Origin of the sequence: Herbaspirillum rhizosphaerae, assembly GCF_001189965.1 — a bacterium.
GTDB classification, from domain to species: domain Bacteria; phylum Pseudomonadota; class Gammaproteobacteria; order Burkholderiales; family Burkholderiaceae_D; genus Herbaspirillum; species Herbaspirillum rhizosphaerae.
In genome coordinates this window covers 166,980-191,355 of record NZ_LFLU01000010.1, presented here as the reverse complement: position 1 = coordinate 191,355, position 24,376 = coordinate 166,980, and the positions used below count along the sequence as shown (strand labels likewise).

Annotated in this window: 31 protein-coding genes; 8 read left to right on the top strand and 23 right to left on the bottom strand. The window is 59.3% G+C overall.

Features of this window, described 5'->3' with window-relative positions:
• The first annotated feature begins 134 nt into the window (after positions 1-134).
• Entirely contained in the window at positions 135-371 is a 237-nt protein-coding gene (gene rpmB / locus AKL25_RS15280) for a 50S ribosomal protein L28 (RefSeq protein ID WP_007877026.1), read from the top strand.
• 24 nt (positions 372-395) lie between these two features.
• Positions 396-563 (top strand): 50S ribosomal protein L33, encoded by a 168-nt coding sequence (gene rpmG / locus AKL25_RS15275; RefSeq protein WP_007877024.1) that lies wholly within the window; start codon positions 396-398, stop codon positions 561-563.
• 128 nt (positions 564-691) lie between these two features.
• Here the strand turns inward: rpmG and AKL25_RS15270 are convergent, their stop codons facing one another.
• The 11 genes from AKL25_RS15270 to AKL25_RS15220 form a co-directional block, all read right to left on the bottom strand.
• Entirely contained in the window at positions 692-1,048 is a 357-nt protein-coding gene (locus tag AKL25_RS15270) for an MliC family protein (protein WP_240475758.1), read from the bottom strand.
• 40 nt (positions 1,049-1,088) lie between these two features.
• Positions 1,089-2,285 carry a DesA family fatty acid desaturase gene (locus AKL25_RS15265; RefSeq protein ID WP_050478539.1) on the bottom strand — a complete coding sequence of 399 codons (1,197 nt, stop codon included), beginning with the start codon at positions 2,283-2,285 and terminating at the stop codon, positions 1,089-1,091.
• A gap of 164 nt (positions 2,286-2,449) precedes the next feature.
• The gene (locus tag AKL25_RS15260; protein ID WP_050478538.1) at positions 2,450-3,787 is read right to left on the bottom strand and encodes a mechanosensitive ion channel family protein; all 1,338 of its coding nucleotides are present in this window, start codon (positions 3,785-3,787) and stop codon (positions 2,450-2,452) included.
• A 38-nt stretch (positions 3,788-3,825) separates the two neighbouring features.
• The gene (locus AKL25_RS15255; RefSeq protein WP_050478537.1) at positions 3,826-4,398 is read right to left on the bottom strand and encodes a phospholipase D family nuclease; all 573 of its coding nucleotides are present in this window, start codon (positions 4,396-4,398) and stop codon (positions 3,826-3,828) included.
• Positions 4,399-4,409: 11 nt separating this feature from the next.
• Positions 4,410-5,666, bottom strand: coding sequence for an RsmB/NOP family class I SAM-dependent RNA methyltransferase (locus AKL25_RS15250; protein WP_050478536.1), 1,257 nt, complete (start codon positions 5,664-5,666; stop codon positions 4,410-4,412).
• A gap of 21 nt (positions 5,667-5,687) precedes the next feature.
• Complete coding sequence (purN, locus tag AKL25_RS15245; RefSeq protein ID WP_050478564.1) at positions 5,688-6,308, bottom strand: phosphoribosylglycinamide formyltransferase; 621 nt, start codon at positions 6,306-6,308, stop codon at positions 5,688-5,690.
• Between the two features lie 75 nt (positions 6,309-6,383).
• On the bottom strand, positions 6,384-6,851 hold the full coding sequence (locus tag AKL25_RS15240) for a barstar family protein (protein WP_369828895.1): 468 nt from the start codon (positions 6,849-6,851) through the stop codon (positions 6,384-6,386).
• The gene (locus tag AKL25_RS15235) at positions 6,830-7,210 is read right to left on the bottom strand and encodes a guanyl-specific ribonuclease (RefSeq protein WP_050478535.1); all 381 of its coding nucleotides are present in this window, start codon (positions 7,208-7,210) and stop codon (positions 6,830-6,832) included. The genes AKL25_RS15240 and AKL25_RS15235 overlap by 22 nt, the downstream gene beginning before the upstream one ends.
• Before the next feature lie 124 nt (positions 7,211-7,334).
• Complete coding sequence (locus tag AKL25_RS15230; protein WP_050478534.1) at positions 7,335-8,531, bottom strand: patatin-like phospholipase family protein; 1,197 nt, start codon at positions 8,529-8,531, stop codon at positions 7,335-7,337.
• Positions 8,532-8,630: 99 nt separating this feature from the next.
• Positions 8,631-9,389 (bottom strand): 3-hydroxyacyl-CoA dehydrogenase, encoded by a 759-nt coding sequence (locus AKL25_RS15225; RefSeq protein ID WP_050478533.1) that lies wholly within the window; start codon positions 9,387-9,389, stop codon positions 8,631-8,633.
• 80 nt (positions 9,390-9,469) lie between these two features.
• Complete coding sequence (locus AKL25_RS15220; RefSeq protein ID WP_050478562.1) at positions 9,470-11,599, bottom strand: sodium-translocating pyrophosphatase; 2,130 nt, start codon at positions 11,597-11,599, stop codon at positions 9,470-9,472.
• A 1-nt stretch (position 11,600) separates the two neighbouring features.
• On the opposite strand from AKL25_RS15220, the gene AKL25_RS24265 reads away from it, so the two are divergent.
• The gene (locus tag AKL25_RS24265) at positions 11,601-11,819 is read left to right on the top strand and encodes a hypothetical protein (RefSeq protein WP_157050657.1); all 219 of its coding nucleotides are present in this window, start codon (positions 11,601-11,603) and stop codon (positions 11,817-11,819) included.
• Positions 11,820-11,859: 40 nt separating this feature from the next.
• Here the strand turns inward: AKL25_RS24265 and adk are convergent, their stop codons facing one another.
• The 6 genes from adk to AKL25_RS15190 all read right to left on the bottom strand — a co-directional run bounded on the left by adk (position 11,860) and on the right by AKL25_RS15190 (position 16,025).
• Positions 11,860-12,516: an adenylate kinase gene (adk, locus tag AKL25_RS15215; RefSeq protein ID WP_050478532.1), complete on the bottom strand. Its 657-nt coding sequence runs from the start codon at positions 12,514-12,516 to the stop codon at positions 11,860-11,862.
• Between the two features lie 300 nt (positions 12,517-12,816).
• Positions 12,817-13,620, bottom strand: coding sequence for a 3-deoxy-manno-octulosonate cytidylyltransferase (gene kdsB / locus AKL25_RS15210; RefSeq protein ID WP_050478531.1), 804 nt, complete (start codon positions 13,618-13,620; stop codon positions 12,817-12,819).
• A 53-nt stretch (positions 13,621-13,673) separates the two neighbouring features.
• On the bottom strand, positions 13,674-13,883 hold the full coding sequence (locus AKL25_RS15205; protein WP_050478530.1) for a Trm112 family protein: 210 nt from the start codon (positions 13,881-13,883) through the stop codon (positions 13,674-13,676).
• Entirely contained in the window at positions 13,864-14,850 is a 987-nt protein-coding gene (gene lpxK, locus AKL25_RS15200; protein ID WP_240475760.1) for a tetraacyldisaccharide 4'-kinase, read from the bottom strand. Before lpxK ends, AKL25_RS15205 begins: the two co-directional genes overlap by 20 nt.
• A gap of 103 nt (positions 14,851-14,953) precedes the next feature.
• Complete coding sequence (locus AKL25_RS15195; RefSeq protein ID WP_050478528.1) at positions 14,954-15,406, bottom strand: ExbD/TolR family protein; 453 nt, start codon at positions 15,404-15,406, stop codon at positions 14,954-14,956.
• A 13-nt stretch (positions 15,407-15,419) separates the two neighbouring features.
• Positions 15,420-16,025 (bottom strand): MotA/TolQ/ExbB proton channel family protein, encoded by a 606-nt coding sequence (locus AKL25_RS15190; protein WP_050478527.1) that lies wholly within the window; start codon positions 16,023-16,025, stop codon positions 15,420-15,422.
• Between the two features lie 365 nt (positions 16,026-16,390).
• Here AKL25_RS15190 and xseA point away from each other — a divergent pair, with 365 nt between their 5' ends.
• From xseA to AKL25_RS15165, 5 genes are all read left to right on the top strand, one after another.
• Positions 16,391-17,764 (top strand): exodeoxyribonuclease VII large subunit, encoded by a 1,374-nt coding sequence (gene xseA, locus AKL25_RS15185; protein WP_050478526.1) that lies wholly within the window; start codon positions 16,391-16,393, stop codon positions 17,762-17,764.
• A gap of 189 nt (positions 17,765-17,953) precedes the next feature.
• Positions 17,954-18,532, top strand: coding sequence for a superoxide dismutase [Fe] (gene sodB / locus AKL25_RS15180; protein WP_007876983.1), 579 nt, complete (start codon positions 17,954-17,956; stop codon positions 18,530-18,532).
• A 125-nt stretch (positions 18,533-18,657) separates the two neighbouring features.
• Positions 18,658-19,044 carry an OsmC family protein gene (locus AKL25_RS15175; protein ID WP_050478561.1) on the top strand — a complete coding sequence of 129 codons (387 nt, stop codon included), beginning with the start codon at positions 18,658-18,660 and terminating at the stop codon, positions 19,042-19,044.
• Positions 19,045-19,330: 286 nt separating this feature from the next.
• Positions 19,331-20,032, top strand: coding sequence for a pirin family protein (locus AKL25_RS15170; RefSeq protein ID WP_050478525.1), 702 nt, complete (start codon positions 19,331-19,333; stop codon positions 20,030-20,032).
• A 71-nt stretch (positions 20,033-20,103) separates the two neighbouring features.
• The gene (locus tag AKL25_RS15165) at positions 20,104-20,718 is read left to right on the top strand and encodes an FMN-dependent NADH-azoreductase (protein WP_050478524.1); all 615 of its coding nucleotides are present in this window, start codon (positions 20,104-20,106) and stop codon (positions 20,716-20,718) included.
• 102 nt (positions 20,719-20,820) lie between these two features.
• Here the strand turns inward: AKL25_RS15165 and AKL25_RS15160 are convergent, their stop codons facing one another.
• The 6 genes from AKL25_RS15160 to AKL25_RS15135 form a co-directional block, all read right to left on the bottom strand.
• Positions 20,821-21,747: a LysR substrate-binding domain-containing protein gene (locus AKL25_RS15160; RefSeq protein ID WP_050478523.1), complete on the bottom strand. Its 927-nt coding sequence runs from the start codon at positions 21,745-21,747 to the stop codon at positions 20,821-20,823.
• A 33-nt stretch (positions 21,748-21,780) separates the two neighbouring features.
• Entirely contained in the window at positions 21,781-22,704 is a 924-nt protein-coding gene (locus AKL25_RS15155) for a DedA family protein/thiosulfate sulfurtransferase GlpE (protein ID WP_050478522.1), read from the bottom strand.
• Between the two features lie 84 nt (positions 22,705-22,788).
• A complete protein-coding gene (locus AKL25_RS15150) occupies positions 22,789-23,508 on the bottom strand; it encodes a YoaK family protein (RefSeq protein ID WP_050478521.1) in 720 nt (239 codons plus the stop codon).
• 1 nt (position 23,509) lies between these two features.
• Positions 23,510-23,971: a DoxX family protein gene (locus AKL25_RS15145; protein ID WP_083444730.1), complete on the bottom strand. Its 462-nt coding sequence runs from the start codon at positions 23,969-23,971 to the stop codon at positions 23,510-23,512.
• A 42-nt stretch (positions 23,972-24,013) separates the two neighbouring features.
• A complete protein-coding gene (locus tag AKL25_RS15140) occupies positions 24,014-24,181 on the bottom strand; it encodes a XapX domain-containing protein (RefSeq protein ID WP_050478520.1) in 168 nt (55 codons plus the stop codon).
• Positions 24,178-24,375: a DUF1427 family protein gene (locus tag AKL25_RS15135; protein ID WP_050478519.1), complete on the bottom strand. Its 198-nt coding sequence runs from the start codon at positions 24,373-24,375 to the stop codon at positions 24,178-24,180. Before AKL25_RS15135 ends, AKL25_RS15140 begins: the two co-directional genes overlap by 4 nt.
• Between the last annotated feature and the right edge of the window lies 1 nt (position 24,376).

The following is a 24,376-nucleotide window of genomic DNA, read 5'->3' as shown; positions in this document are numbered from 1 at the left end:
CAGGTGCGTACGCCAAATTGTTAAATTTAGAAACAAACAGCGACACAATTGTTTTTCGCAAGTCATTGAAAAATCAGAGTTTTCTATATATACTCTCCTTTTTTCCAATTCTGGAATTTTTAAGGAGTACTTACATGGCACGTGTCTGCCAAGTCACCGGGAAGGGGCCGATGGTCGGCAACAACGTTTCCCATGCGAACAACAAGACCAAGCGTCGCTTTTTGCCTAACCTGCAAAACCGTCGCATTTTCGTTGAGTCGGAAAACCGCTGGGTTTCCCTGCGCTTGTCCAACGCTGGTTTGCGCGTAATCGACAAAGTCGGCATCGATGCCGTTTTGGCCGACATGCGTGCTCGCGGCGAAAAAGTCTAACTAGCAGAGTAAAGGAAATCTATCATGGCTAAATCCGGCCGCGACAAAATCAAGTTGGAGTCGACCGCAGGTACAGGTCACTTCTACACCACGACAAAGAACAAGCGTACAACGCCTGAAAAGCTGGCGATCATGAAGTTTGATCCCAAGGCACGTAAGCACGTCGAATACAAAGAGACCAAGATCAAGTAATTGATTTTCTCTTGTCAGCAAAAAGCCCCGCGATGCAAATCTGCGGGGCTTTTTATTGTTCGGTGCATTCGTATTGCCGTTGCTACTGGCGACTCCGGACTCACCGCCATCCGGGCAATCAATCCGCCCTACCAGTTTTCAATCTGCTTGCAGTCCTTCAGGAGCGGCTCGGCATCGTCCCCCTGCGTTTTATCCGCCAGGAAGGCCTCCTTGCCCTTGCTCCACCAGATGTAGTTGCCGGCGACATACTTCACGCCGGAGGCCGCCATCACGCTGACGAACAGCAATCTCTTGCCGCCTGCGGGAAGATAGGCAAGCGCGCCGGCATCCGTATTGAGATAGCGTACCGGCAGACGCACGTCGCCCGCGCAGCGATAAATCACGCGTTCCTGACTGAACAGTTTGACACCAGGGAGAGTAAGACTTGCAGTCTTCGCCAGCGTTGCGCAGGGAAGCGCCGCCAAAGCGGCGACGGCCGCGAGCAAAACCGAAGAATGGATTTTACCCACAGCCGAGCGGGACAAATTAAGCGTAGCTGCGCAGGCGCTGAGCAAAGTCGCGCAGAGCATGGATGCCCGAAGCTTCTGCACGCACGCACCAGTCTTGCAGCTGATGCAGCAATTGTTCGCGCGTCGAGTTGGAGCGGCCCCAGATCGAGCCCAGTTCCACACGCATTTCGTGCATGGTTTGCAGCGCCTTGCTGTGCGTGAACAGTTCTGACAATTGTTGCTTCTGGCCGTCTTCCAGCTTGGCCGGCTCGCGTTGCAACAGTTTCTTGGACGACTTGAGGAAACGCGATTCCAGCTTGGCCTTTTCAGCCAGGTGTTCCAGCTCATCGGCCCATGCACGCTTGAGGGACTTGGCGTACTTGGACGTGACGTCGTAACGGTTGGCGATCACGGATTGCAGCGTATCGAAGTCGGCAACCAGCTTCTGGCGATCGAACTTCGGCGCCGGCGCAACCTTCTTGACCTTGGCCAGACCCATCATTTCCAGGATGCGGATGTACATCCAGCCGATGTCGAACTCATACCACTTGGACGACAGCTTGGCCGATGTGCCGAAGGTGTGGTGGTTGTTGTGCAGCTCTTCGCCGCCGATGATGATGCCCCATGGGAACACGTTGGTCGCAGCATCGTTGCAATCGTAGTTGCGGTAGCCCCAGAAGTGACCGATGCCGTTGATGATGCCGGCGGCGGTGATCGGGATCCACAGCATCTGCACGGCCCACACGGTCAGACCGATGACGCCGAACAGCATGACGTTGATGATCAGCATCAGGCCGACGCCTTGCCAGCCGAATTTGCTATAGATGTTGTGCTCGATCCAGTCGTCCGGCGTGCCATGGCCATACTTTTCCATGGTTTCGGCGTTCCTGGACTCGGCGCGATACAGCTCGGCGCCTTCCAGCAACACCTTCTTGATGCCGCGCACTTGCGGGCTATGCGGATCTTCTTCGGTTTCGCACTTGGCGTGGTGCTTGCGGTGAATCGCAGCCCATTCCTTGGTGACCATGCCTGTGGTCATCCACAGCCAGAGACGGAAGAAATGGCTTGGAATGGCGTGCAGATCCAACGCACGGTGCGCCTGGCAGCGATGCAGGTAAATGGTCACACCGGCGATCGTGATGTGCGTCATGATCAGGGTGTAAAAGAAAATCTGCCAACCGGTTGCGTGCAGCAAACCGTTCGAAAGAAAGTCCAGGATCGAATCTACTGTCATTACCACTCCAAAAGAAATACTTCACGGCAATTGAACTTGCCAAGCTGAGTCGCCAGCCGATATGGGCGACTAAAGGTTAGAACCCCGTTGCAAACAAGAGTTGCAAACTTAAGTTGCAACCATTTACCACTTATATTCTTTTATTTTCCGGCATTGTACGCTGATTATGCATCCTTGTGCATGGAAGATGCCGAACCGACAACACTTTGTTCAAAACTGCGCTGATCCATGACGCGAATGTCGCGTTTTGGATGCGCCACCTGGATTCCCTGGGTTTTGAATACCCGCCAGATTGCCCTGTTAACGTCCGACAGCACATTCAGACGACCGTTTTCAGGATCGGTGATCCAGAAACCTATTTCCAGCTGCAAACCGTCCTCGCCGATCTTGACCAGCAAGGCTTGCGGCAGGATCTGGTCGGAAACGCGCTCCACCCCGATTGCGGCCTGCTCCAGCATAGACAAGACCGTTTCGATATCGTCCTGATACAAGATGGTAACTTGTGTTGCCAGACGTATAATTTTTCGATTCAGCGAATAATTCTGCACCGGGCCGGACATGAACATTTCGTTCGGCAACACCGACTCAATGCCGTCCAGGCCTTCGAGGATAGTGTAGCGCGTATTGATCTGGGTGACCTTGCCGAAATAGCGGTCGACGTTGACCATGTCGCCGATGGCCAGGCTGCGCTCCAGCAGGATGACGAATCCCGATACGTAGCTGCTGGCGATCTTTTGCAAACCCAGACCGAGCCCCACGCCCAGGGCGCCGCCAAATACCGACAGCACGGTCAGGTCGATGCCGACCAGCGACAGGCTGACCAGAATCGCCACCAGGATCAGGATGGCCCGCACCAGCCGCGCCACCACCGTGCGCAACGAGGAGTGCATGGTGTTGAGCTTCATCATCCGCTCTTCCAGCATGGCGCCGGCCCACATGGCGATGATCAGCGTCACCAGCACCGATGCGGTGGCTTGCAGGATAGTCAGCAGCGAAGTCTTGTGGCGCCCCAGCGGCAGCATCGTGGTATCGAGATAATCGACCAGATCGGGCCACAGGCCGGTGATGTAGAGCAGCACGCAAATCCAGACCAGCACCGCGAAAGCCTTTTCGAACAGTTGGAGGAAAGCGCCTGCGGTGGCGTCCTTGATGAAAATCCGGCGCAGCACGTAAAACACGAAGCGCATCGCCACCTGCGAAATCATCAGCGGCAGCATGACCTGCCACAGCGTCACCGGCAATTTCAGGCGCATCAGCACCAGCCGCGCCAGCGCCAGCAGGATCAGGATCAGCAGCGGCGACAACACCCGCACGAAGCTCTTGACGCCGATCTGCATCGCGCTGTCTTCGCTGCCGGAAACCGTGAGCAGTCTGCGCAGCCAGCGCGACAAACCCAGTCCCACCAGCACGCACATGAGAATGACGATGGTCTGGCGCACCAGCTCCAGCGGAGCCAGGTCGCCAAACAGGTATTCGTAGAAATCGGATAACAAAGTCGACATGATCCTTGTAGCGAGGCGGACGCGCTATGTAGTCAATCTTATTGGTAAGCCTCTGCATCCTGGAAATGACGCATCCAGTTGGCGGCATATTTGACGGCGAGAGGCGGATTCTTGCGTGCCACCAGGATATTTTCTGCGTTCTTGTTCTGCGCAGTCCAGGTGAAATTATAGCTGCCGGTAATCACCGTAGCTTCAGCGTTGTCGGCGTCGATCACAATGACTTTATTGTGCGCGCTCTTGTATCTGGTTTCTTGCCGGACCTGGATGCCGGCATGCTGCAGCTCGGCAATGCGATCCCGTCCCGACTTGTTGAGCTGGCCGGCATCGACCAGCACACGCACATCGACGCCACGTTTGCGTGCGGCGATCAATGCCGCAGTCAGCGGCTTGCTCGTGAAGATATACGCCTGAACCAGAACCTGCTTGCGCGCCTGGCCGAGCGTCTCGGCGATCAATCCTTCGATATCGTCGCCCGGCGTGAAAGCCACCTGCAAGCTGCCCTGCGCCGCCATCGGCTTCGGCTGCTCTCCACTGGCGTCGAAAGCCTGCGCTGCGCCGCCGGCGGACAACAGCGCCAGCGACAACAAGATAGCCCGGCCCGTCGGCCGCATCCCTGCCCGCATTACTTCTTGCGTTCCAGTACGGCGGCGAAGAAACCGTCGGTCTGATGCAGGTTCGGCAGCAGCTTCAGGTAATCGCCCATTTCCAGCGCGATCTTTTGCTCTTCCAACACGGCGCTCATCGGCACCAGCGTGAAATCGGCATTGTTTTGCAGGAATTCGGCGACGACGTCTTCGTTTTCTTCATTGAGGAAACTGCAGGTGCCGTAGACCAGGCGGCCGCCGGCTTTCAACAACCGCGCGGCGCTGGTCAGGATGTTGACCTGCTTGGCGTGCATCTCGGCGATCGTTTCTACGGTCTGGCGCCATTTCATGTCGGGATTGCGGCGCAAGGTGCCCAAGCCGCTGCATGGCGCGTCGACCAGTACGCGGTCGATCTTGCCGGCCAGGCGTTTGACCTTGGCATCGTTCTCGTGCGCGATCAGGACCGGATGGACGTTGGACAAACCGCTGCGCGCCACACGCGGCTTGAGCTTGGCCAGGCGTTTTTCCGAGACGTCGAAAGCATACAGTCGACCGGTATTGCGCATGCCTGCACCCAGCGCCAGCGTCTTGCCGCCGGCGCCGGCGCAAAAGTCGACAACCATTTCACCGCGCTTGGCGCCGACGACCTGCGCCAGCAACTGGCTGCCTTCGTCCTGCACTTCGATGGCGCCGTCCTTGAACAAGGGCAGATTTTGCAAAGCCGGTTTCTTGATCACGCGCAAACCGAGCGGCGAATACGGCGTCGGCTCGCACAGAATCGGCGCGGCGGCCAGTTCTGCGGCCACGGCTTCGCGATTGGATTTGATGACGTTGACGCGCAAATCCAGCGGCGCCGGCTGATTCATGGCTTCGGCCAGTTCCATGGTGGCGGCTTCGCCGTCGCGTGCGATCAGCTTTTCCAGCAGCCAGGCCGGCAGGTTCGAACGCATCGCCAGCGGCAATTTGTTGCGGTCGATTTGCGCAGTGCGCGTAAGCCATTCGACTTCTTCCGGCGACAAACCGGCGATCGATTCGATGCTGACGGTATCGGTCAAGCCCAGCAGCGCCATGCGGCGCATCATGGGACCGACGCCGGATTCGGCAAAATTGGTGTAAACCGACTTGTTGCGCAACAAGCCGTAGACCGCTTCAGCGATCACGCCGCGTTCACGGCCGCCCAGCTTGGGATTCTCGCGAAAATAGCGCGACAACGCCACGTCGGCCGGACCGGTAAAACGCAAAATCTCACGCAAGACTTCTTCCGTGTGGGGAACGATTGCGGGTGGCAATCTCATACTGCTTCCTTCAAAGTGATGTCAGGCTTGCTCGGCGGACGGATCGATATGAACACGACCGTGGTCCAGGCGTAGCTTGCCTTCGACGAACCAGCGCACAGCGCGCGGGTAAATTAGATGTTCCTGCTGCAGCACGCGCTCGGCCAGCACTTCTTCGCTGTCGGTGCTCAGCACCGGCACCGCCGCCTGTATCACGATGGGGCCGTGATCCAGATCGGGCGTGACGAAATGCACCGTTGCGCCGTGCAGCTTGACGCCCACCGCCAACGCTTGCCGGTGCGTTGCCAGCCCGGGAAAGGATGGCAGCAGCGACGGATGGATGTTCAGCATCCGTCCGGCATAGTGTTCGACAAAAGGAGTTGTCAGGATACGCATGAAACCGGCCAGCACCACCAGATCGGGCGTAAACCCCTCAATGACGGCGCGCAAGGCGGTGTCGAACAGCTCGCGTGTGGGATAGTCCTTGTTGGCGACGACCGCAGTCGCAATACCATGCTGCCGGGCGAAATCGAGACCGGCGGAATCGGCCCGGTTACTGATGACTGCTGCGATGGAAACAGGCCAATTCTCAGCCTGTGCGGCCCGGACGATGGCTTCCATGTTGCTGCCGCGTCCGGAAATCAGGATAACAATGCTTCTCATGGTCGGCATTGTAACCGCTGCCCGAGGCCAAATTGACGAAAAATCGGCAAAAACGCAACTACGGGCGGGTAAATGTTACTGAAACGAGTAAAAAACGCGGAAAGCAACTTTCTTGTCGGCCCAGAAATCCGCTGCGTCGCGAAACACGTCCAGCAAGGTTTCGCGGGCTTCCTTGTCGAATTTTTGGGTATTCGGCAATTGCTCAATGACAACGATGAAGCCTGGCTGCGGACCGGCCTTGTGCGTCAGGTCGGTCAGGCAGTCGCCGAGCGCATCGAAGTTCTTGCCGAAATGGCGGGGGAAATGAAAAGCGCCGGCAATGATCGCCAGAACCTGCTGCTTCGTCATTGCCTCGGCGCAATAGGCGTACAGAAAGTGCTGGCCAAGACGAGCAGCCTCCTCCTGCAAGTCGCCGACGCGAAAAGCGCGGATGGACTGCACAACATTTGGCGGCACCGTTTTAAATAAACTCATTTCTCCCTCAGATTTTGCAATGGATGCTGCAACCAGAATCTGCTTGTTCATTCCCTGATGCGCTGGAATGTCTGATAGTGATCCTTGGTGTAATAGTACTCACCCGACGTTTGCGGATTGCCGCCGGAGATGATCCGGCGCGCGCCGCGATTACGCGCTTTCGGCGTTTTCACGGTGAATTCGTGATAATACCCGCGCTTCTGCCTGGGTAAAACCCCTTCGTAGTTGCCAAACACGACGCCGTCCTTGGCATACGGATACGGTCCGCCCTGCTTGATCAGCGCCAAAGTCTGCTGCGCTTCCAGCGGTAACGTGTCTGCGGCGATGTCGCCGACGCCGCTGTCGGACGGGCCTTTGGCGAATACAGAAAACGATAACAACAGCGCTGCGAGGAATACACACCACTGTTTCAGAAAGGTTGTCTTCAAGAGCAGGCTCGCATTATTTTATGTTGCACAAGTATTAATTTTTCGCAATACCATTGCGTAGAGTAACGTTTTGCTTCAAACCAAGCAACCCGTATCTGCGTTCTGCAAGGTAGGTGCGTGGAGCTCAGGCTTGGAGCGCCAATGCCAGTTCTGGTTCAAAAAATGCAAGAACCTGCTCGCGCATGGCGTAGGTATCGCGTTCGCCGAGGGCGATCAGCTCGCGCGTGAAGCTCTGCTCGAACAGGAGATAGGACGCCAGTGCGGCGCCGCGTACTTCGGTGGCGCCGATGCCGCCCAGCATCACCCGCACCGGGCGCGGCAGGCTGTTGACATGACGGCTGGCGATCTCGTCGATACGTTCGGACGGCGAAATCACCAGCACTTCGATCGGGCGCAAAGGCATCTTGGCGCGCTGCTCGGGAGTGAGCATGGACAAAGTCTGATTGACGCGGTTGGTGCGCTCGATGTCCGCCGCCAGCCCGTCGAGGAAGATGCTGGACAAGGCGTGACCGGCCACCTGCGCCAGGCTCGGGTATTGCGCCAGCTCGGTCGGCGCTTCGGAACGTTCGCCCATGCGGCCGGCCCCGATCACCAGGATCTTGCTGGAGCCCAGGTGAATCGCCGGCGAGATCGGCGCAATCTGGCGCATCGAACCGTCGCCGAAATATTCGCGGCGGCCTTCGTAATAGATAGGAATCGCCGGGAAGATGAAGGGAATCGCCGACGACGCCAGCAAATGCTCGACGCCGATCTGGTCGCGGATGGCGCCGCGCTGGGTGCGCCGCCAGGGCTCGATTTCCTGCATCGACTGATAAAAGGTCAGATGCTGGCCGCCGGTGTAAGACGAGGCCGTCACCGCCAGTGCATGGAGGGTGCCGTTGGCCAGGGCATCGTCCAGCCGCGGCAAATCCAGCAAGCGATGCAGCATGGTGACCAGCGGCGTGTTGTCCAGCAGGGAATTGGGCGGATTGGCGCGCCATTTGCGCAGCAGCCAGCCGAAAGAAAACAGCGACAGCCAGCGCGCGCCGGAGCGGATCACGCCAAGCGAATCGGAACGGTAGACCTGTTCGACGCGAAAGTTCGACCAGACACTCATCAGCTCGCGCACACCCTCGCCGAAATCGTCGGCGCGACACGCCAGCGCAGTCGCATTGATGGCCCCGGCCGAGGTGCCGCAAATGATCTGGAAAGGATTCTGATGGGCCGGCCAGCCGGCTTCCATCAAAATCATGGACAAGGCATTCAACACGCCGACTTGATAAGCCGCGCGTGCTCCTCCGCCAGTCAGGATCAATCCCGTTTTTTTATCTGTTGACTCCATGCCAACAGCTTAGCAGGGCGCACGCGCTTTAGGCGAAATTTAGCCGGCAAAAGTGCGAGGTGTTGCCAAAAATACGCAGATAAAAGTTACGTAACTTTTCTACTTCGGTGGCATGCGGATGGCGCCGTCGAGACGGATGGTTTCGCCATTGAGCATGAGGTTTTCAATGATAGTCTTGGCCAGGTGGGCATATTCGGTCGCCTTGCCCAGCCGCGGCGGAAAAGGCACCGCGCCGCCTAGCGAATCCAGCACTTCCTGCGGCATGGACATCATCATCGGCGTCTCGAAGATGCCCGGCGCAATCGTCATCACGCGGATGCCGCTGCGCGCCAGGTCGCGCGCCATCGGCAGCGTCATGCCGACAATCGCCGCCTTGGATGCGGAATACGCGGTCTGCCCGATCTGGCCGTCGAAGGCCGCCACCGAAGCGGTATTGATGATCACCCCGCGCTCGCCCTGCTCCAGCGGATCTTGCTTGCTCATGGCGTCCGCCGCCAGGCGGGCCATGTTGAAGGTGCCGACCAGGTTGATATTGAGGGTTTTCTGGAACAAGGCCATGCTGTGCGGGCCATCCTTGCCGATCAGCTTGGCGCCCGGCGCGATGCCGGCGCAATTGATCAGGCCGCGCAGACTGCCGAGTTGTTTTGCGGCTTCGATCGCCTTGAGGCCGTCTTCTTCCGTAGTCACATCGCAGCGCACAAATTTGCCTTGCAGCTCGGCCGCCAGCTTCTCACCGGCCTCCTCCTGCAAATCGGCCAGCACCACCTTGCCGCCGTTTTCCGCCAGCATGCGCGCGGTCGCCGCGCCCAATCCCGATGCCGCGCCTGTTACTACAAACACTTGTCCAGCAATCTGCATGTCTCGTTCTCCAATAATAAAGACCGGCATGGGATGCCCATGCCGGTCATCTTGTAATCACCCTTGTGGGATGGGGATGGCTATTTTCCCACGGGGACGGTCACAACAACAGCAGTTGTCTCGGTTGCGGCAGCGGAGACTGGCGTCACCACCGCAGCAGATGCCGCAGTCAAGGCCGGCGCCGGCAGCAAAGGCACCAGCAGCAAGGCCACGATATTGATGATCTTGATCAGCGGATTGACCGCAGGCCCGGCCGTGTCCTTGTAAGGATCGCCCACCGTATCGCCGGTCACGGCCGCCTTGTGCGCGTCGGAACCCTTGCCGCCGTGATGGCCGTCTTCGATGTACTTCTTGGCGTTGTCCCAGGCGCCGCCGCCGGTCGTCATCGAAATCGCGACGAACAAGCCGGTCACGATCGTACCCATCAGCAGGCCGCCCAGCGCCGCCGGCCCGAGCAGCAGACCGACGACGACAGGCACGATCACCGGCAGCAAGGACGGGATGATCATTTCCTTGATCGCCGACGAGGTCAGCATATCGACCGCCTTGTCATACTCCGGCTTGCCGCTGCCGTCCATGATGCCTTTGATCTCGCTGAACTGGCGGCGCACTTCGATCACCACCGCGCCGGCTGCACGCCCCACCGCTTCCATCGCCATGGCGCCGAACAGGTAGGGAATCAAGCCGCCGATGAACAAGCCGACGATCACCATGGGATTAGACAAATCGAAGGACGTGCTCTTGCCCACCGAATCGAGCGCATGCGTGTAGTCGGCAAACAGCACCAGCGCCGCCAGACCGGCCGAACCGATGGCGTAACCCTTGGTCACGGCCTTGGTGGTATTGCCGACAGCATCAAGCGGATCGGTAATGGCGCGCACCGATTCCGGCATGCCCGACATCTCGGCGATGCCGCCTGCGTTGTCAGTGATGGGACCGTAGGCATCCAGCGCCACGATGATGCCGGCCATCGACAGCATCGAGGTCGCCGCAATCGCGATGCCATACAAGCCGGCAAGCCAGTACGACGCCAGGATCGCCACGCACACTGCCAGCACCGGATAAGCCGTCGATTTCATCGACACGCCAAGGCCCGCGATGATATTGGTGCCATGCCCGGTGGTGGAAGCCTCCGCAATATGCCGGACCGGTTTGAAGTCGGTGCCGGTATAGTACTCGGTGATGTAGACCATCAGGCCGGTCAGCACGATACCGATCACGGCCGAACCCATCATCGGCATGCGCAGCTCCGGCGGCATGACGGTCCAGGTGACAATCGCGAAACCAACCAGACTCAGCCCCGCCGCCCACCACAAGCCGGTGTAGAGTGCCGACATGATCTTCTTGCCGGGAGCGACCTTGACCATCATGCAGCCGATGATCGACGCCAGGATGGAGACGGCGCCCAGCAGCAGCGGATAGATGACGGCCAGCACTTCCGCGCCCTTGATCAGCAGGCTGCCAAGTAGCATGGTTGCAATCAGCGTGACGACATAGGTTTCGAACAAGTCGGCCGCCATGCCGGCGCAATCGCCGACGTTGTCGCCGACGTTATCGGCAATCACCGCCGGATTGCGCGGATCATCCTCGGGAATGCCCGCCTCGACCTTGCCCACCAGATCGGCTCCCACGTCCGCGCCCTTGGTGAAGATGCCGCCGCCCAGACGCGCAAAGATGGAAATCAGCGAGGCGCCGAAGGCCAGGCCGATCAAGGGCTGGATCGCGTCATGCAGCGACGGCGCAGTGCCGACGCCCCGCAAAAACAGCCACCAGAAAAACAGCACCACGCCCAGCAGGCCCAGCCCGACCACCAGCATGCCGGTAATCGCGCCGCCGCGAAACGCCACATTGAGCGCCTCGTTCATGCCCTTGGTCGCCGCCTGCGCAGTGCGCACGTTGGCGCGCACCGAGACGTTCATGCCGATGAAACCGCACGCGCCCGACAGCACCGCGCCGATCAGGAAACCGAGCGCCGTAATCCAGCCGAGACCGGGAATCAATGCAATGACGATGAAGAGCACCACGCCGACCAGCGCGATGGTGCGATATTGACGCGCCAGGTAAGCCGCCGCGCCTTGCTGAATCGCAGTCGCGATGTCCTGCATGCGCTGGTTGCCGGGGTCTTGCTTGAGAATCCAACTGCGGGAAATGAGGCCGTAGATCACTGCGACGACGCCGCATGCCACGGCAAACCATAAGGCTCCTGCCATCATGTCTCCTCCTTGTTATCACGACAAAGTAAACAATCACGACCTTCTGCACCGCCGCTCTCGTCGACCGGCCCTGATGCAGACACTGCGCACTGCAAAACTTTACGTCGCCCTTTTTCTTATGGATCTTTTATGTGATGCCGGGCTATACCCCTTTGCTGCTTTCCGCCTGCTCTCTGCTGATGTTACTGATGCTGCCGCTGTTGCCGCGGCGACCTGATCACGGGCGTAAAAAAAGCGGACACATGGTCCGCTTCATTTTATGCCGACAGTGCCTTAAATGCACTCTCTCTGATTTGCTCCACCGGTCCGACGCCGGCGATCTTGCGATATTGCGGCGCACCGGGCTGACCCGATTCTGCCCATTTACCGTAATAGCCGACCAGCACTTCGGTCTGTTCGTGATACACCGACAAACGCTTCTTGACGGTTTCTTCCTTGTCGTCGTCACGCTGGATCAGCGCTTCGCCGGTGACGTCGTCCTTGCCCTCGACCTTCGGCGGATTGAACTTGACGTGGTAGGTGCGGCCCGAAGGCTGGTGCACGCGACGGCCGCTCATGCGCTCAACAATGGCGCTGTCGGGAACGTCGATTTCCAGAACATAATCAATCGTGACGCCGGCGTCCTTCATGGCGTCGGCTTGCGGCACCGTGCGCGGGAAACCGTCGAACAGGTAACCGTTGGCGCAATCGGACTGCTTCAGTCTATCCTTGACCAGGCCGATGATGATGTCGTCGGACACCAGACCACCTGCGTCCATGACCTTCTTGGCGGCGATGCCCAGTTCCGTGCCGGCAGCAACGGCGGCGCGCAGCATGTCTCCGGTCGAAATCTGCGGAATATTGTATTTTTCCTTGATAAAAGTGGCTTGCGTACCTTTACCGGCACCAGGCGCTCCTAGAAGGATGAGGCGCATATTTTTTCCTAAATTGAAGTTTTGAATTCTGTTGCGATGGCCACTGAACGTACCAACTTATCCAATTGTTGCCATCGAAGGCGATTGTCTCTGTTGACGCCGTGTATCTCTGCTCTGTACGAAACTTACCACAAAATCTTACCAGATCATGACAAACGCCTATTTTTTAGGCAGCCCGGTTCACTGAATTATCACTGGCGAGAATGACAGCAGACTTACAAAGAGAGCGCCGATAAATGATTCATAACGATACGAGTCGTTTCGCTTCGATGCCGAAACGCGCTCACCCGCGATAAAAAATTACAGGGCGGAAATTGCCGCCACCAGCGGGCTGTCCGGAGGCGCCTGGAAATGCTTGCGCACGCGCTCCAGATCTTCGGGCGTATCGACGCCGGCTTCCGGCAGCAGCGACGTTACGTGCACCGCAATCGAATAGCCGTGCCAGAGCACGCGCAATTGCTCAAGCGCTTCGATGCGCTCCAGCGGCGACGCCGTCAGCGTCGGGTAGATCTGCAGGAATTTGTTGGTGTAGGCGTACATGCCGATATGCCGCAGCGGTGCGAACTCGTGGCTGTGCAGCTCGGACAGGCTTTCCTTGGACTGCGCAAAACCGTCGCGATGCCAGGGAATCGCCGCGCGCGAAAAGTACATGGCGCGGCCTTCCTTGTTCAGCACCACCTTGACGACATTGGGGTTGAACATCTCCGGCAGCAACTCGATGCTGTGCGCCGCGGTCGCCATCGGCACGTCGGACTTGATATGCGCAGCAGTGGCCGCGATCAGGCCCGGATCGATCAGGGGCTCGTCGCCCTGTACGTTCACCACCACGGCGTCGTCGGCCAAGTCCAGCGCGGCTGCCACTTCGGCGATGCGATCGGTGCCGGACGGATGATCGGCGCGCGTCATGGCGACGTCGATGCCATGCTGTTCGCAAGCCGCGTAGATATCGCGATGGTCGGTCGCCACCACGATACGCGCCGCACCCGACAAGGCCGCGCGTTCCGCCACGCGCACGATCATCGGCTTGCCGCCGAGGTCGGCCAGAGGCTTGTTCGGCAAACGGGTGGAAGCAAGGCGCGCGGGAATGATGACGGTAAAGGACATGGCAGATGCAATCAGACGGTCAGCAAAAACAGAAACAGGACTAAGGCAAATATTTACTCGGCAACCGGCGCAATCGGAGCAGCTGCGGTCGCAGGCGCAGCGCCAAGATCGCGCGCTTCGTCGGCCCACATGATGGGAATGCCGTCGCGAATCGGATAAGCCAGCTTGTCGCCGTTGCAAATCAGTTCCTGGGCTTTTTTGTCGAACTCGAGCGGTCCCTTGCAAATCGGGCAAACGAGAATATCAAGCAGTCGGGCGTTCACGGAGTTTCTCCACTATATGTTCAGCCAGCGCGCCGTCTATGCGCGCCGTCACGGGCACGACCCAGATGCGCGGGTCGTTTTTGATGGCCTCAATTGCCCTGCATTTTACTGCATCCTTCTCGGTGATCAGGATCAGCGCGGCCGACAGGCCGGCAAAAGGGTTTTGCGCGAAATCATAGTGATCTGGCAATGCTATCGCTTCAAAGTTCAGACCGGCCTGGCGCAGCGTCGCAAAAAAACGCGAGGGATTGCCGATGCCGGCGACGGCGGCGATGCCTTCGGCCTGGCTCAGCGCTTCCAGCGGCTGCTTGCAGGAACGGTCCTGCAACAGTTCCACCTGATCGGTTGTCAGTTGCATGGCGACAGCGCCGGCAGGCACAGCAGTCATGCTACCGTCGCTGCCGACATTGCACACCGTGAAGTCGCGACGACGCGACACCGGTTCACGCAGCGGCCCTGCCGGCAACAGCCAGCCGTTGCCGTTGCCACGCGCGTCCGACAAGACGATTTCAAGATCACGCGCCATGGCGTAATGCTGCAGGCCATCGTCGGACACAATCACATCGATCTCGGGATGCGCCGCCAGCAACGCTTGAGCAACGGCGACGCGTGCGCGTCCGACCATCACCGGGCAAGCGGCACGTTCAGCAATCAATAGGGGTTCATCGCCGACATCCCGCGCCTGCGAAGCAGCAGTCACTTCACGCGCCTCGCCCAGCTTTGCACCGTAGCCGCGCGAAATCACGCCCGGCGTGTAACCGGCCTGGCGCAAGGCTTGCACCAGCCAGATCGTCAGCGGCGTCTTGCCGGTACCGCCAACGAAGATGTTGCCGACCACGATGACCGGCACCGGCAGACGCGTCGCCCGTTTGATGCCGGTGCGGTACAGGGCGCGCCGCCCGAATGCGATCAGCCCGAACAGCAGCGACAGCGGCCACAGCAGGCACGCCAGCCAGCCGCGCCGCATCCAGGCGCGCGTCAATGCAGATTCAAGGGAAGCGTGATCGGACAAAAGTGAGCCTGGTCAGAGAAACGAAAACAGCGGCGCAATTGCTTGCTATTACTTACGGTTACTTGCCGCTGCTGCTTTGCGCAGCAAACGTCACGCGCGCAAATCCTGCGCTGCGTGCCGCTTCCAGCACATTGATCACCGTCTGATGCGCCGCCAGTGCGTCGGCGTTGATGATGACCACAGGGTCGGCCTTGGCGGTGCCGGCAGCCACATTGGCCTCGTTCGCCTTGACCGCGTTCTGCAATTCCCTGGCGATGCCGTTGACATCGCGCGCGGCGATCTGCACGTTGTTGATGGCGTAATGTCCTTGCGCGTCGACGGCGACGTTCAGCTCGAACGGCTGCTCCAGCGCCTTCTCGGCGTCGGCGGTCGGCAGCGTGATCTGCAGGGCGGTGAACTTGCTGTAGGTGGTGGTCACCATCAGGAAGATCACGATCACCAGCAACACGTCGATGAAGGGAATCAGGTTGATTTCCAGATCTTCCCGTCCGCGGCCTTTGCGAAAATTCATGGCGATTCCCTTTTTACTGGCGCGCGCCGTGCACTACGTCCACGAACTTGACCGCCTGCTGCTCCATGTCGACCACAAAGCCGTCGACCAGCGCGCGGAAGTGGCGATAGAACACCAGCGCCGGCATCGCGATCGCCAGGCCGAAACCGGTGTTGTACAGAGCAATCGAAATACCGTGCGCCAGCTGGGCAGGATTGGTGCCGGCGGCGTTTTGCGAGGCGAAGATTTCGATCATGCCGATCACCGTACCGAACAGGCCCATCAGCGGCGCCAGCGAAGCAATCGTGCCCAGCGTAGTCAGATAGCGCTCCAGACGATGCGCAGCGGCCTGGCCGGCTTCTTCGATGGCTTCTTTCATGACTTCGCGCGGCGCATCGACGTTACGCAAGCCGGCGGCGAGCACCTGGCCCAGCGGCGAATTCTGTTCCAGCTTGTCGATCACATCCTCGTTGACGCGGCCGGATTCATAGACGCGCACCACTTCCGGCAGCAGGTCTTCAGGCAGGATGCGCGAGCGGCGCAGGTACAAGAGTCTTTCGATGACCAGCGCAAGGCCGATGACGGAGGCGATCAACAACGGCCAGATCGGCCAACCTGCGGCTTGGATGATTTCGAACAAGAGAGACTCCTTTGTTAACTAACGAACTGAATACGAACGGAATATATACGGATTAATTTTCCGGTGCAGAATGTAACGCGTTGCCCCCTGCCCGGCAAGGCCAAGATGCATTTGGCAGCGGTTTCCCCTTGAAATGCGCTCTTCAGCGGACGTCGCGGCAAAAGCGCTTTAAAATCCCGCTTTACCATCATGCGTGACCACGTTTGCAAAGCCTGTGCACTTTACCCACATTTTCTGTGCATAACTTTGTGAACAACGGCCTGCGCAATAAACAAAGCCTTTGATTTCAAAGCGTTTTTCAAATCTGAGCAGAAAACGTGCACAGCCCGGACAACGCCCTTCCACTTTTTCCAGTCACCAGACACATGGCTCTCGACGATTTTTCCAGCTCTTCGCACTCCGCCGCGCCTTCCGGTCCGCCGGTGCTCGCCGTCTCGGCGCTCAATCAGGCGGTCGCGCGCGTGCTGGAACGGACGTTTCCGCTGGTCTGGGTATCCGGCGAAATATCCAATTTTACCCGCGCTGCATCGGGCCATTGGTATTTCACGCTGAAAGACGACGCCGCCCAGGTGCGCGCCGTGATGTTCAAGGGCCGCGCCCAGCACGCCGGTTTTTCGCCGCGCGAAGGCGACAAGGTGGAAGTACGCACGCTGGTCACGCTGTATGCGCCGCGCGGCGACTATCAGCTCAATGTCGAGGCGATCCGCCGCGCCGGGGTCGGCAATCTGTACGAGGCCTTCCTGCGCCTGAAAGAAAAGCTGGAACACGAAGGCCTGTTCGATCCCGACCGCAAGCGTCCGTTGCCGGTTTTCCCGCGCTGCATCGGCATCGTCACCAGCCCGCAGGCAGCGGCGCTGCACGACATCCTGACCGCGCTGCGCCGCCGCGCCCCGCATGTGCGCGTGATCCTGTATCCGACGCCGGTGCAAGGCGAAGGCGCCGGCGCCAAAATTGCACGCGCCATCCAGACCGCTTCACAGCGCGCCGAATGCGACGTGCTGCTGGTCGGCCGCGGCGGCGGCAGCATGGAAGACTTATGGGCCTTCAACGACGAAGCCGTGGCGCGCGCCATCGTGGCTTGCCCGGTCCCGGTGATTTCCGGCGTGGGCCACGAGACCGATTTCACGATCGCCGATTTCGCCGCCGACCTGCGCGCGCCGACGCCGACCGCCGCCGCCGAGTTGTGCGCCACGCCCCGCGCCGAATGGCTGGCCGGATTGCACAGCCACGCGCTCGACCTGACGCGCGCCTTCAAGCGCCAGCTGACCGAGCGCAGCCAGACCGTCGACTGGATGTCGCGCCGGCTGGTCAGCCCGACCGCCTACATCACGCATGAACGCGTCAAGCTCAACGCCCTGCAAGCCAGGCTGGAACACGCCACCCGCACGCCGGTCACCAGAGCGCGCTACCAGCTTCAGCATTTGCAGATGCGCCTGCAGAATCGTCTGCCCGACACACGCTCCGCGCGCCTCCTCCTGAGCGATCATCAGCGGCGCATCGGCAATGCCGTGGCTCAGCTCAGTCAGCGCAAGCGCCAGTTGCTGGCGGCGCAGAACGCCCAGCTTGAATTGCTCAATCCGCAGCGCACGCTGGAGCGCGGTTACGCCATCGTCACCGACAGCAAAGGCAAGGTCTTGCGCGCACCGTCGGACCTGCAGCCGCGCAGCAATGTGACGCTGCGGCTGGCCGAGGGCAGCGCCGAAGTCGGCATCGCCAGCGTGCAGCCGACGCTTGACTAAGACTTGATTGAGAATCATCACGTTTTGCAAGGCCGATACGGGCCCACGCGGACATTTCCTACATTAAATACCGACAGTCGATACCTCTTTACACGGGCTGCGGAGAGTGCAAAGAATCGCTATCCGCTTTAGAATCACAGACTCAGAATAAAAACCTTGTTTTAATCAACAAACCCGAAAGGATTCACCATGGCGCATACCCTACCGGCATTGCCTTACGAACTCGACGCACTGGCACCGACCATCTCCAAGGAAACGCTCGAATATCACTACGGCAAGCACCACCAGACCTATGTGACCAATTTGAACAACCTGATCCCTGGTACTGAATTCGAAAACCTGTCCCTCGAAGACATCATCAAGAAGTCCTCCGGCGGCGTGTTCAACAACGCAGCGCAAATCTGGAACCACACTTTCTACTGGAACGGCCTGACACCAAAGGGCGCCGGCGCGCCAAGCGGTGCACTGGCTGACGCCATCAACGCCAAGTGGGGTACGTTCGACGCCTTCAAGGCTGAATTCACCAAGCAAGGCCTGGCCAACTTCGGTTCCGGCTGGACATGGCTGGTCAAGAAAGCCGACGGCACGCTGGACATCGTCAACACCACCGGCGCCGGCACACCGCTGACCACCGACAGCAAGGCGCTGCTGACCATCGACGTCTGGGAACACGCTTACTACATCGACTATCGCAATGCACGCGCGAAGTATGCAGAAGCATTCTGGGGCATCGTGAACTGGGATTTCGCAGCGAAGAATTTCGCCTAAGCTAATTCAGTTTTTGCTCTTGGAAAAAGCCTGCCTTGCGCAGGCTTTTTTTACGCCCGGTGGAAACTTGAAAATGGAATGTGCAACAATCATTCATCTTCATCCCGGCTTTCAAGGAGAACATCATGGCGACCATTCATCTGCACAACGACGCCGGCTATGCGCAGCGCATCCGCGCCCGCACCCATCAGCTGCAAGCGGATGAACCCGCCAGCAACAACGGCACCGATACCGGCCCTGCACCCTACGAATTGCTGCTGGCGGCGCTGGCAGCGTGCACTTCGCTGACCTTGCGCATGTACGCCGATCGCAAAGGCTGGGATCTCGGCACCATACATATCGATGCGCGTTTCTCGCGAGACGACTGCGGTCTGGAAAACATCGAGCGCACCGTCACCTTCGGCAACGCGCTGACGCCGGAACAGATCACCCGCCTCGGCGAAATCTGCGAAAAGACGCCGGTGACCAAGACGTTGCGCGAAGGCACGCCGATACGTACTGCTTTCGTCTGAAGCCCTCCGGCTCACAGATTTTCGATCCTTATCGAAAACGATGATAAAACACGTGCAAATACCACCTCATCAGCGCACAAAAATCATCTTAAAATTAAAATAAATCCTTATTTATCAAATAGTTAAATTAATCATCGAATAATTCGATGATAGCCCACAAATCTTTCCGTTTTTCTTTTCATTTTGCCCCGCGCATACTCCGTTCTGTCCACTTAATCATGCAAACAAGAAGGCAGTTTTCCAAGGTGGAAAACGCCCTTGCCAGCACTAACCGACGGAGAAAATCATGCTTCAAATTCGCAAAAGCAAGGAACGCGGTGTCGCCGATCACGGTTGGTTGAATTCGCACCATACATTTTCGTTCGGCCATTACTACGATCCGGAACATGTCGGCTTCGGTCCGCTGCAAGTCATCAACGAAGACCGCGTGACACCGGGCATGGGTTTCGGCACGCACGGCCACAGCGACATGGAAATCATCTCCTATGTCCTCGACGGCGCGCTGGAGCACAAGGACAGCATGGGCACAGGCTCGGTCCTGCACTACGGCGACGTCCAGCGCATGAGCGCCGGCAGCGGCGTGCGTCACAGCGAGTTCAACCACTCGAAGACAGAACCGGTGCATTTCCTGCAGATCTGGATCCAGCCGAACGTGAAAGGCATTCCGCCAAGCTACGAAGAGAAGAATTTCACTCCGGAGCAAAAGCAAGGCCAGCTGCGCCTGATCGCTTCGTCTGACGGTCGCGACAACTCGGTGCTGATCCATCAGGATGCCTCGATCTTTGCCTCAATCCTGAACGGCGACGCCAAACTGGAACACGCGCTGGGCGCCAAACGCCTCGGCTACGTGCACCTGATCCGCGGTCAGTTGACCGTCAACGGCAAGCAATTGTCCGGCGGCGATGCGATCAAGGTCAGCGCCGAGAGCCTGATCACCTTCGAAAAGGCGGAAGCGGCTGAATTCCTGCTCTTCGATCTGCCTTACTAAATCCAACTCCCTGTGCCGCTACAACGGCGGTGCAGGCAACAACCTCACAATCACGAACACAAGGAAAAATCATGGCAAACATTCTCTTCATCAACAGCAGCGCACGCAGCACCGGCTCCATCTCGCGCCAGGTCGCCGGCGAGTTCGTCGCTAAATTGCAAGCATCCCAACCAGGTAGCGTCGTCGTTGAACGCGATGTCGCCGCCAACCCGATCCCGCATCTGGACGAGCAAAAGCTGGGCGCATTCTTCACGCCTGCCGACAAGCGCAGCGCCGAACAACAAGCACTGGTGAAAGTTTCCGAAGAACTGATCGCCGAAGTCAACGCGGCCGATATCATCGTCATCGGCGCACCGATGTACAACTTCTCGATCACCTCGACGCTGAAGACCTGGATCGACCACGTGGCGCGTGCCGGTGTGACCTTCAAGTACACCGAAACCGGTCCGGTCGGCCTGATCCAGGGCAAGAAGGTGTATGTGTTCACTTCGCGCGGCGGCGTCTACAGCGAAGGTCCGGCCAAGGTCATGGACTTCCATGAAACCTACCTGCGCGGCGTACTGGGCTTCATCGGCATGACCGACATCACCTTCGTGCACAGCGAAGGCCTGGGCATGGGCGAAGCGGCTGTTGAAAAGGCCATCGCGCAAACCCGCCAAACCATCGGCACATTGGTTGCCGCCTGAGCAATTTGCGACCTGAATTTGCTGCCTGATCGATCCGGCAGGCATCCATGAAAAAAGCGCGACAGCCATAAGCTGTCGCGCTTTTTTTAACACTTGTTAAGTCTACAAACCGCCGTCCGCGATCTGCGACAGCATGCGTTTGAGGACATCGGTTTCGCGCATGCGCTTGAGCCACCAGCTCAAGGCCGCACCGTCTTCACCCACGCGCCAGGCCAGCGAGAAAGTTTCTTCCGCCCGCGGCTCTTCCACTTCCTTGACGATCAGCGTGCCGGAGGCAATCGACTTCTGCACGCACGGCTCCGGCAAGAAGCCAAAACCCACGCCGGCCAGTTGCAAAGCGTATTTGCTGCGCATGTCCGGCACCGTCAAGGTGTCCTGACCGAACAGCAGCCCGACCGTGCGCGGCGGCATCTTGCGCGCCGAATCCGCGACGCTGATGGCGCGATACGGATGCAGGTCGGCCTTGCTCAGCACCTTGTTCATTGTCGCCAGCGGATGATGCGGCGCCACCACGAAGACGAACTTCACCGTGCCGATTTGCTCGGCGACGTAACCGCCGCCGGCCGGCCCCTCTCCCGGCGCAGCAATCAACAGATCGACGCGGCGGTCCAGCAAGGCTTCCCAGGTGCCGGCCAGCGATTCGCGCGCAATGCGCAGACGCGTGCGATCGGCGACCTGATAGAAGGCCACGATGTCGGGTTCCAGCGATGCAGCCGAATACAGTGAGTCGAGACCGATCGTGAATTCGGTTTCCCAGCCCGAGGCGACGCGGCGTACGCGATGTTCCAGATCCTCGGCCGCCTTGAGCAGGTAGCGCCCCTCTTTCAGCAATTCCTCACCGGCCCGCGTGAGCACGACCTTGGGTCCTTGCCGCTCGAACACTTGCACACCGAGGTCTTGCTCCAGCTTCGACACGGTATAGGAAATCGTCGACGGCACGCGATGCAACTCCAGGCCGGCAGCGGAAAACGAACCGCGCCGGTCGATGGCATCAAGGATCAACAAAGCGTCGAGGCTGATTCTGAACATGGGAAGTAATGAAAAAAGGAAGTGGAAAGCTGCTCAGGCTTCGACGGAATAACCGGCCGCGACCCAGGCATCGATGCCGCCGGTCAGCGGCCGCACGCGTTTGTAGCCGCGCCGCATGAGCGCCTTGGCCACCAATGCGGCCGAGGCTTCGTTGGGGCAGGCGCAATAAACGATGACTTCATCTTCCATCGGCGCATCGAAAGCAAAGGTCTGGATCTCCTGATTGGAAATCGTCAGCGCGCCGGGAATGCGCCCGGCCTGCTGCGAAGCCGGTGAACGCACGTCGACGATGGTCGGACGGATGCCGCTCTTGAGCAGGCCGTCCAGTTCGCCGACGGAAATGCGCGCCATCTCCAGCGACTTGCGGAAGCGGCGGCGCTGCCACCACTTGCTGGCGACAAACACGGCGAATGCGATGACGATCAGCATCATGCCGTATTGACCGAGCTGGGCCAGCACGCTGAGCACGTCGTCGATGGCCGTATTGAACAGCGCGCCGAGAAAAATCGCCACGCCGGCCCACAAGGCGGCACCGACGCCGTCGTACAAAATGAACTTGCCGCGCGAGGTGCCGACGGTGCCGGCCAGTGCGCTGGCGATCGAGGCGAAGCCGGGGATGAACTTGGCCACCAGCAGCGAGCGGGCGCCCCAGCGCGAATAGATGGACTCGGTCTGGCGCACGCAGGAATCGGGAGAGAGAGAAATGCGGCACAACGTCGACATGATGCGGCGGCCGTAGCGCCGGCCGGCGAGATACCAGACATAGTCGGCGATCAGTGCAGCCACCACCGCCACCAGCAGGAGCAGCGCAACCGGATACTGACCGCGGTAGGCCAGCGCGCCGGTGATGACCAGCGTCGGGTAGGCAGGAATAGGCGCGCCGAGTTGTTCGGTCAGCACATTCAGAAATACGATGATCAGACCGTACTGTTCAATCAGGTGATACAAATAAGTCATCGCCGCACCGCTACCCTTGTCTGTCGATCTGCAGTATGGCTGCAGATCTCTATTTTTGACGCCCTAATTCAGCCCAGGCGCTCATTATAGGGTTGAAGGCGTTGCCGCTCCCGACTTTCGTCCCGGATATTCCACCCAGATCATTGCCACCAAAATCGCCACCGGCAACAGCAAGGCCAGGAACAAGGCGTAACGGTAGGCAAACGCGCCGCCGATCGCACCCGCGCCGAAGGCGACGATAGGCCAGAAGAACTTGGTGCAGCGCTGGCGCACGCTCTGATCTGCCGCGCCCCGCACGATATCCACGACGTCGATCACCAATTGGGTGACGTTGCCGGTCATGACTGTACTTGGCGCCGACTGCGGCAAAATCAAGCGCGCCGCGGCGTTCTGCACACCCATCGCCGCCGCGCCGAACATGCCCGCCAGCAAGGCTGCCGTCGCTCTCGCATCGGCCACGCCGACCGGCGCAATGCTTTGCCCCAGCCCCATGAACACCAGCAAGAACAGCAGTTGCAGCCCCAACACATATGGCAAGGCCGGTTTGCCGCTGCGCTCCAGCCAGATCACCGCCATCCGCGTCAAAATGACGGAACCGATGAAGGCGGGAAACGCCAGGAACTTGATCAGTACGCCGTGCGAGGGATTGGCCAGCTCGCTGCCGATCAGCACGAAGTTGCCGGTAACGTGCGCCGTGAACAATCCGAACAAGGCGACGAAACCCACGGTATCCACATAACCTGCCAGGAAACTCATGGCGACGCCCTGGCAGGCCGCACGAGGAATGTTGCCGATTGTGCTCATCTCAGTCCTCGGCTTTTTGGCTCAATGCGGCATCGATCGAAAAACGGCCTGCGCCCATCAGTGCAATGCTGCCGAACACGATCATCAGCAACCAGCCGAACTGGCCTTCAGCGATGCTCCAGTCGGCGTGCACCAGGAACATCGATACTCCCAGCAACACCAGCACGGCGACGCTGGCCAGACGCGTCAGGATGCCGGGCACGATCAGCACCGGACACAGGACTTCGGCGAAGATCGCAAAGCCCAGCGTGAAGGCGCGACCGACATGCAGCGGATCGTCGATATGCTGCAGCTCGCCGGCGAAGTTGATGATCTTCGGCAGGCCATGCACGTACAGCAACAGCAAGGCGCCGGAGAGACGCAGGAACAGCAGGCCGAGATGCTGTGCCGGCGCCCACAGCAGGCGCGGCAGCCAGGTTTGTTTGACAGCCTGTGCGGCGGGTACGGTTTGATACGTTTGCATGATGATTCTCCTCAGTGGGAAATCGAAAATCGAAAATTGAAATTACAGATGACCGACCAGGACAAAGCCGGCGACCACATAACCCAGCGTCATTGCCACCACCAGCGAAGCGCCGACCGGTGTCGGCGGCGTCGGCGACGGTACGCCGAACCAGCGACAGACTGCGCCGATCAGTGCGCCCAGTACGGCGCCGGTGAACAGCGCGCTCATGCTTTCACCTCTGCTGCCTTGATAGTGCGCGAGGCCAGGTAGCGATCCACCAGCCAATAACCGCTGCTCATGGTGAACACCAGAAGCGCGCCGCTCAGCACCGGCGGCGACGGCACGGGAATCTGCGCCAGATGGCAGCAGAAGCCGACCACGAAGGAGAGCGCGAGCCCCCAGATCACTTTGGAATAAGTCATT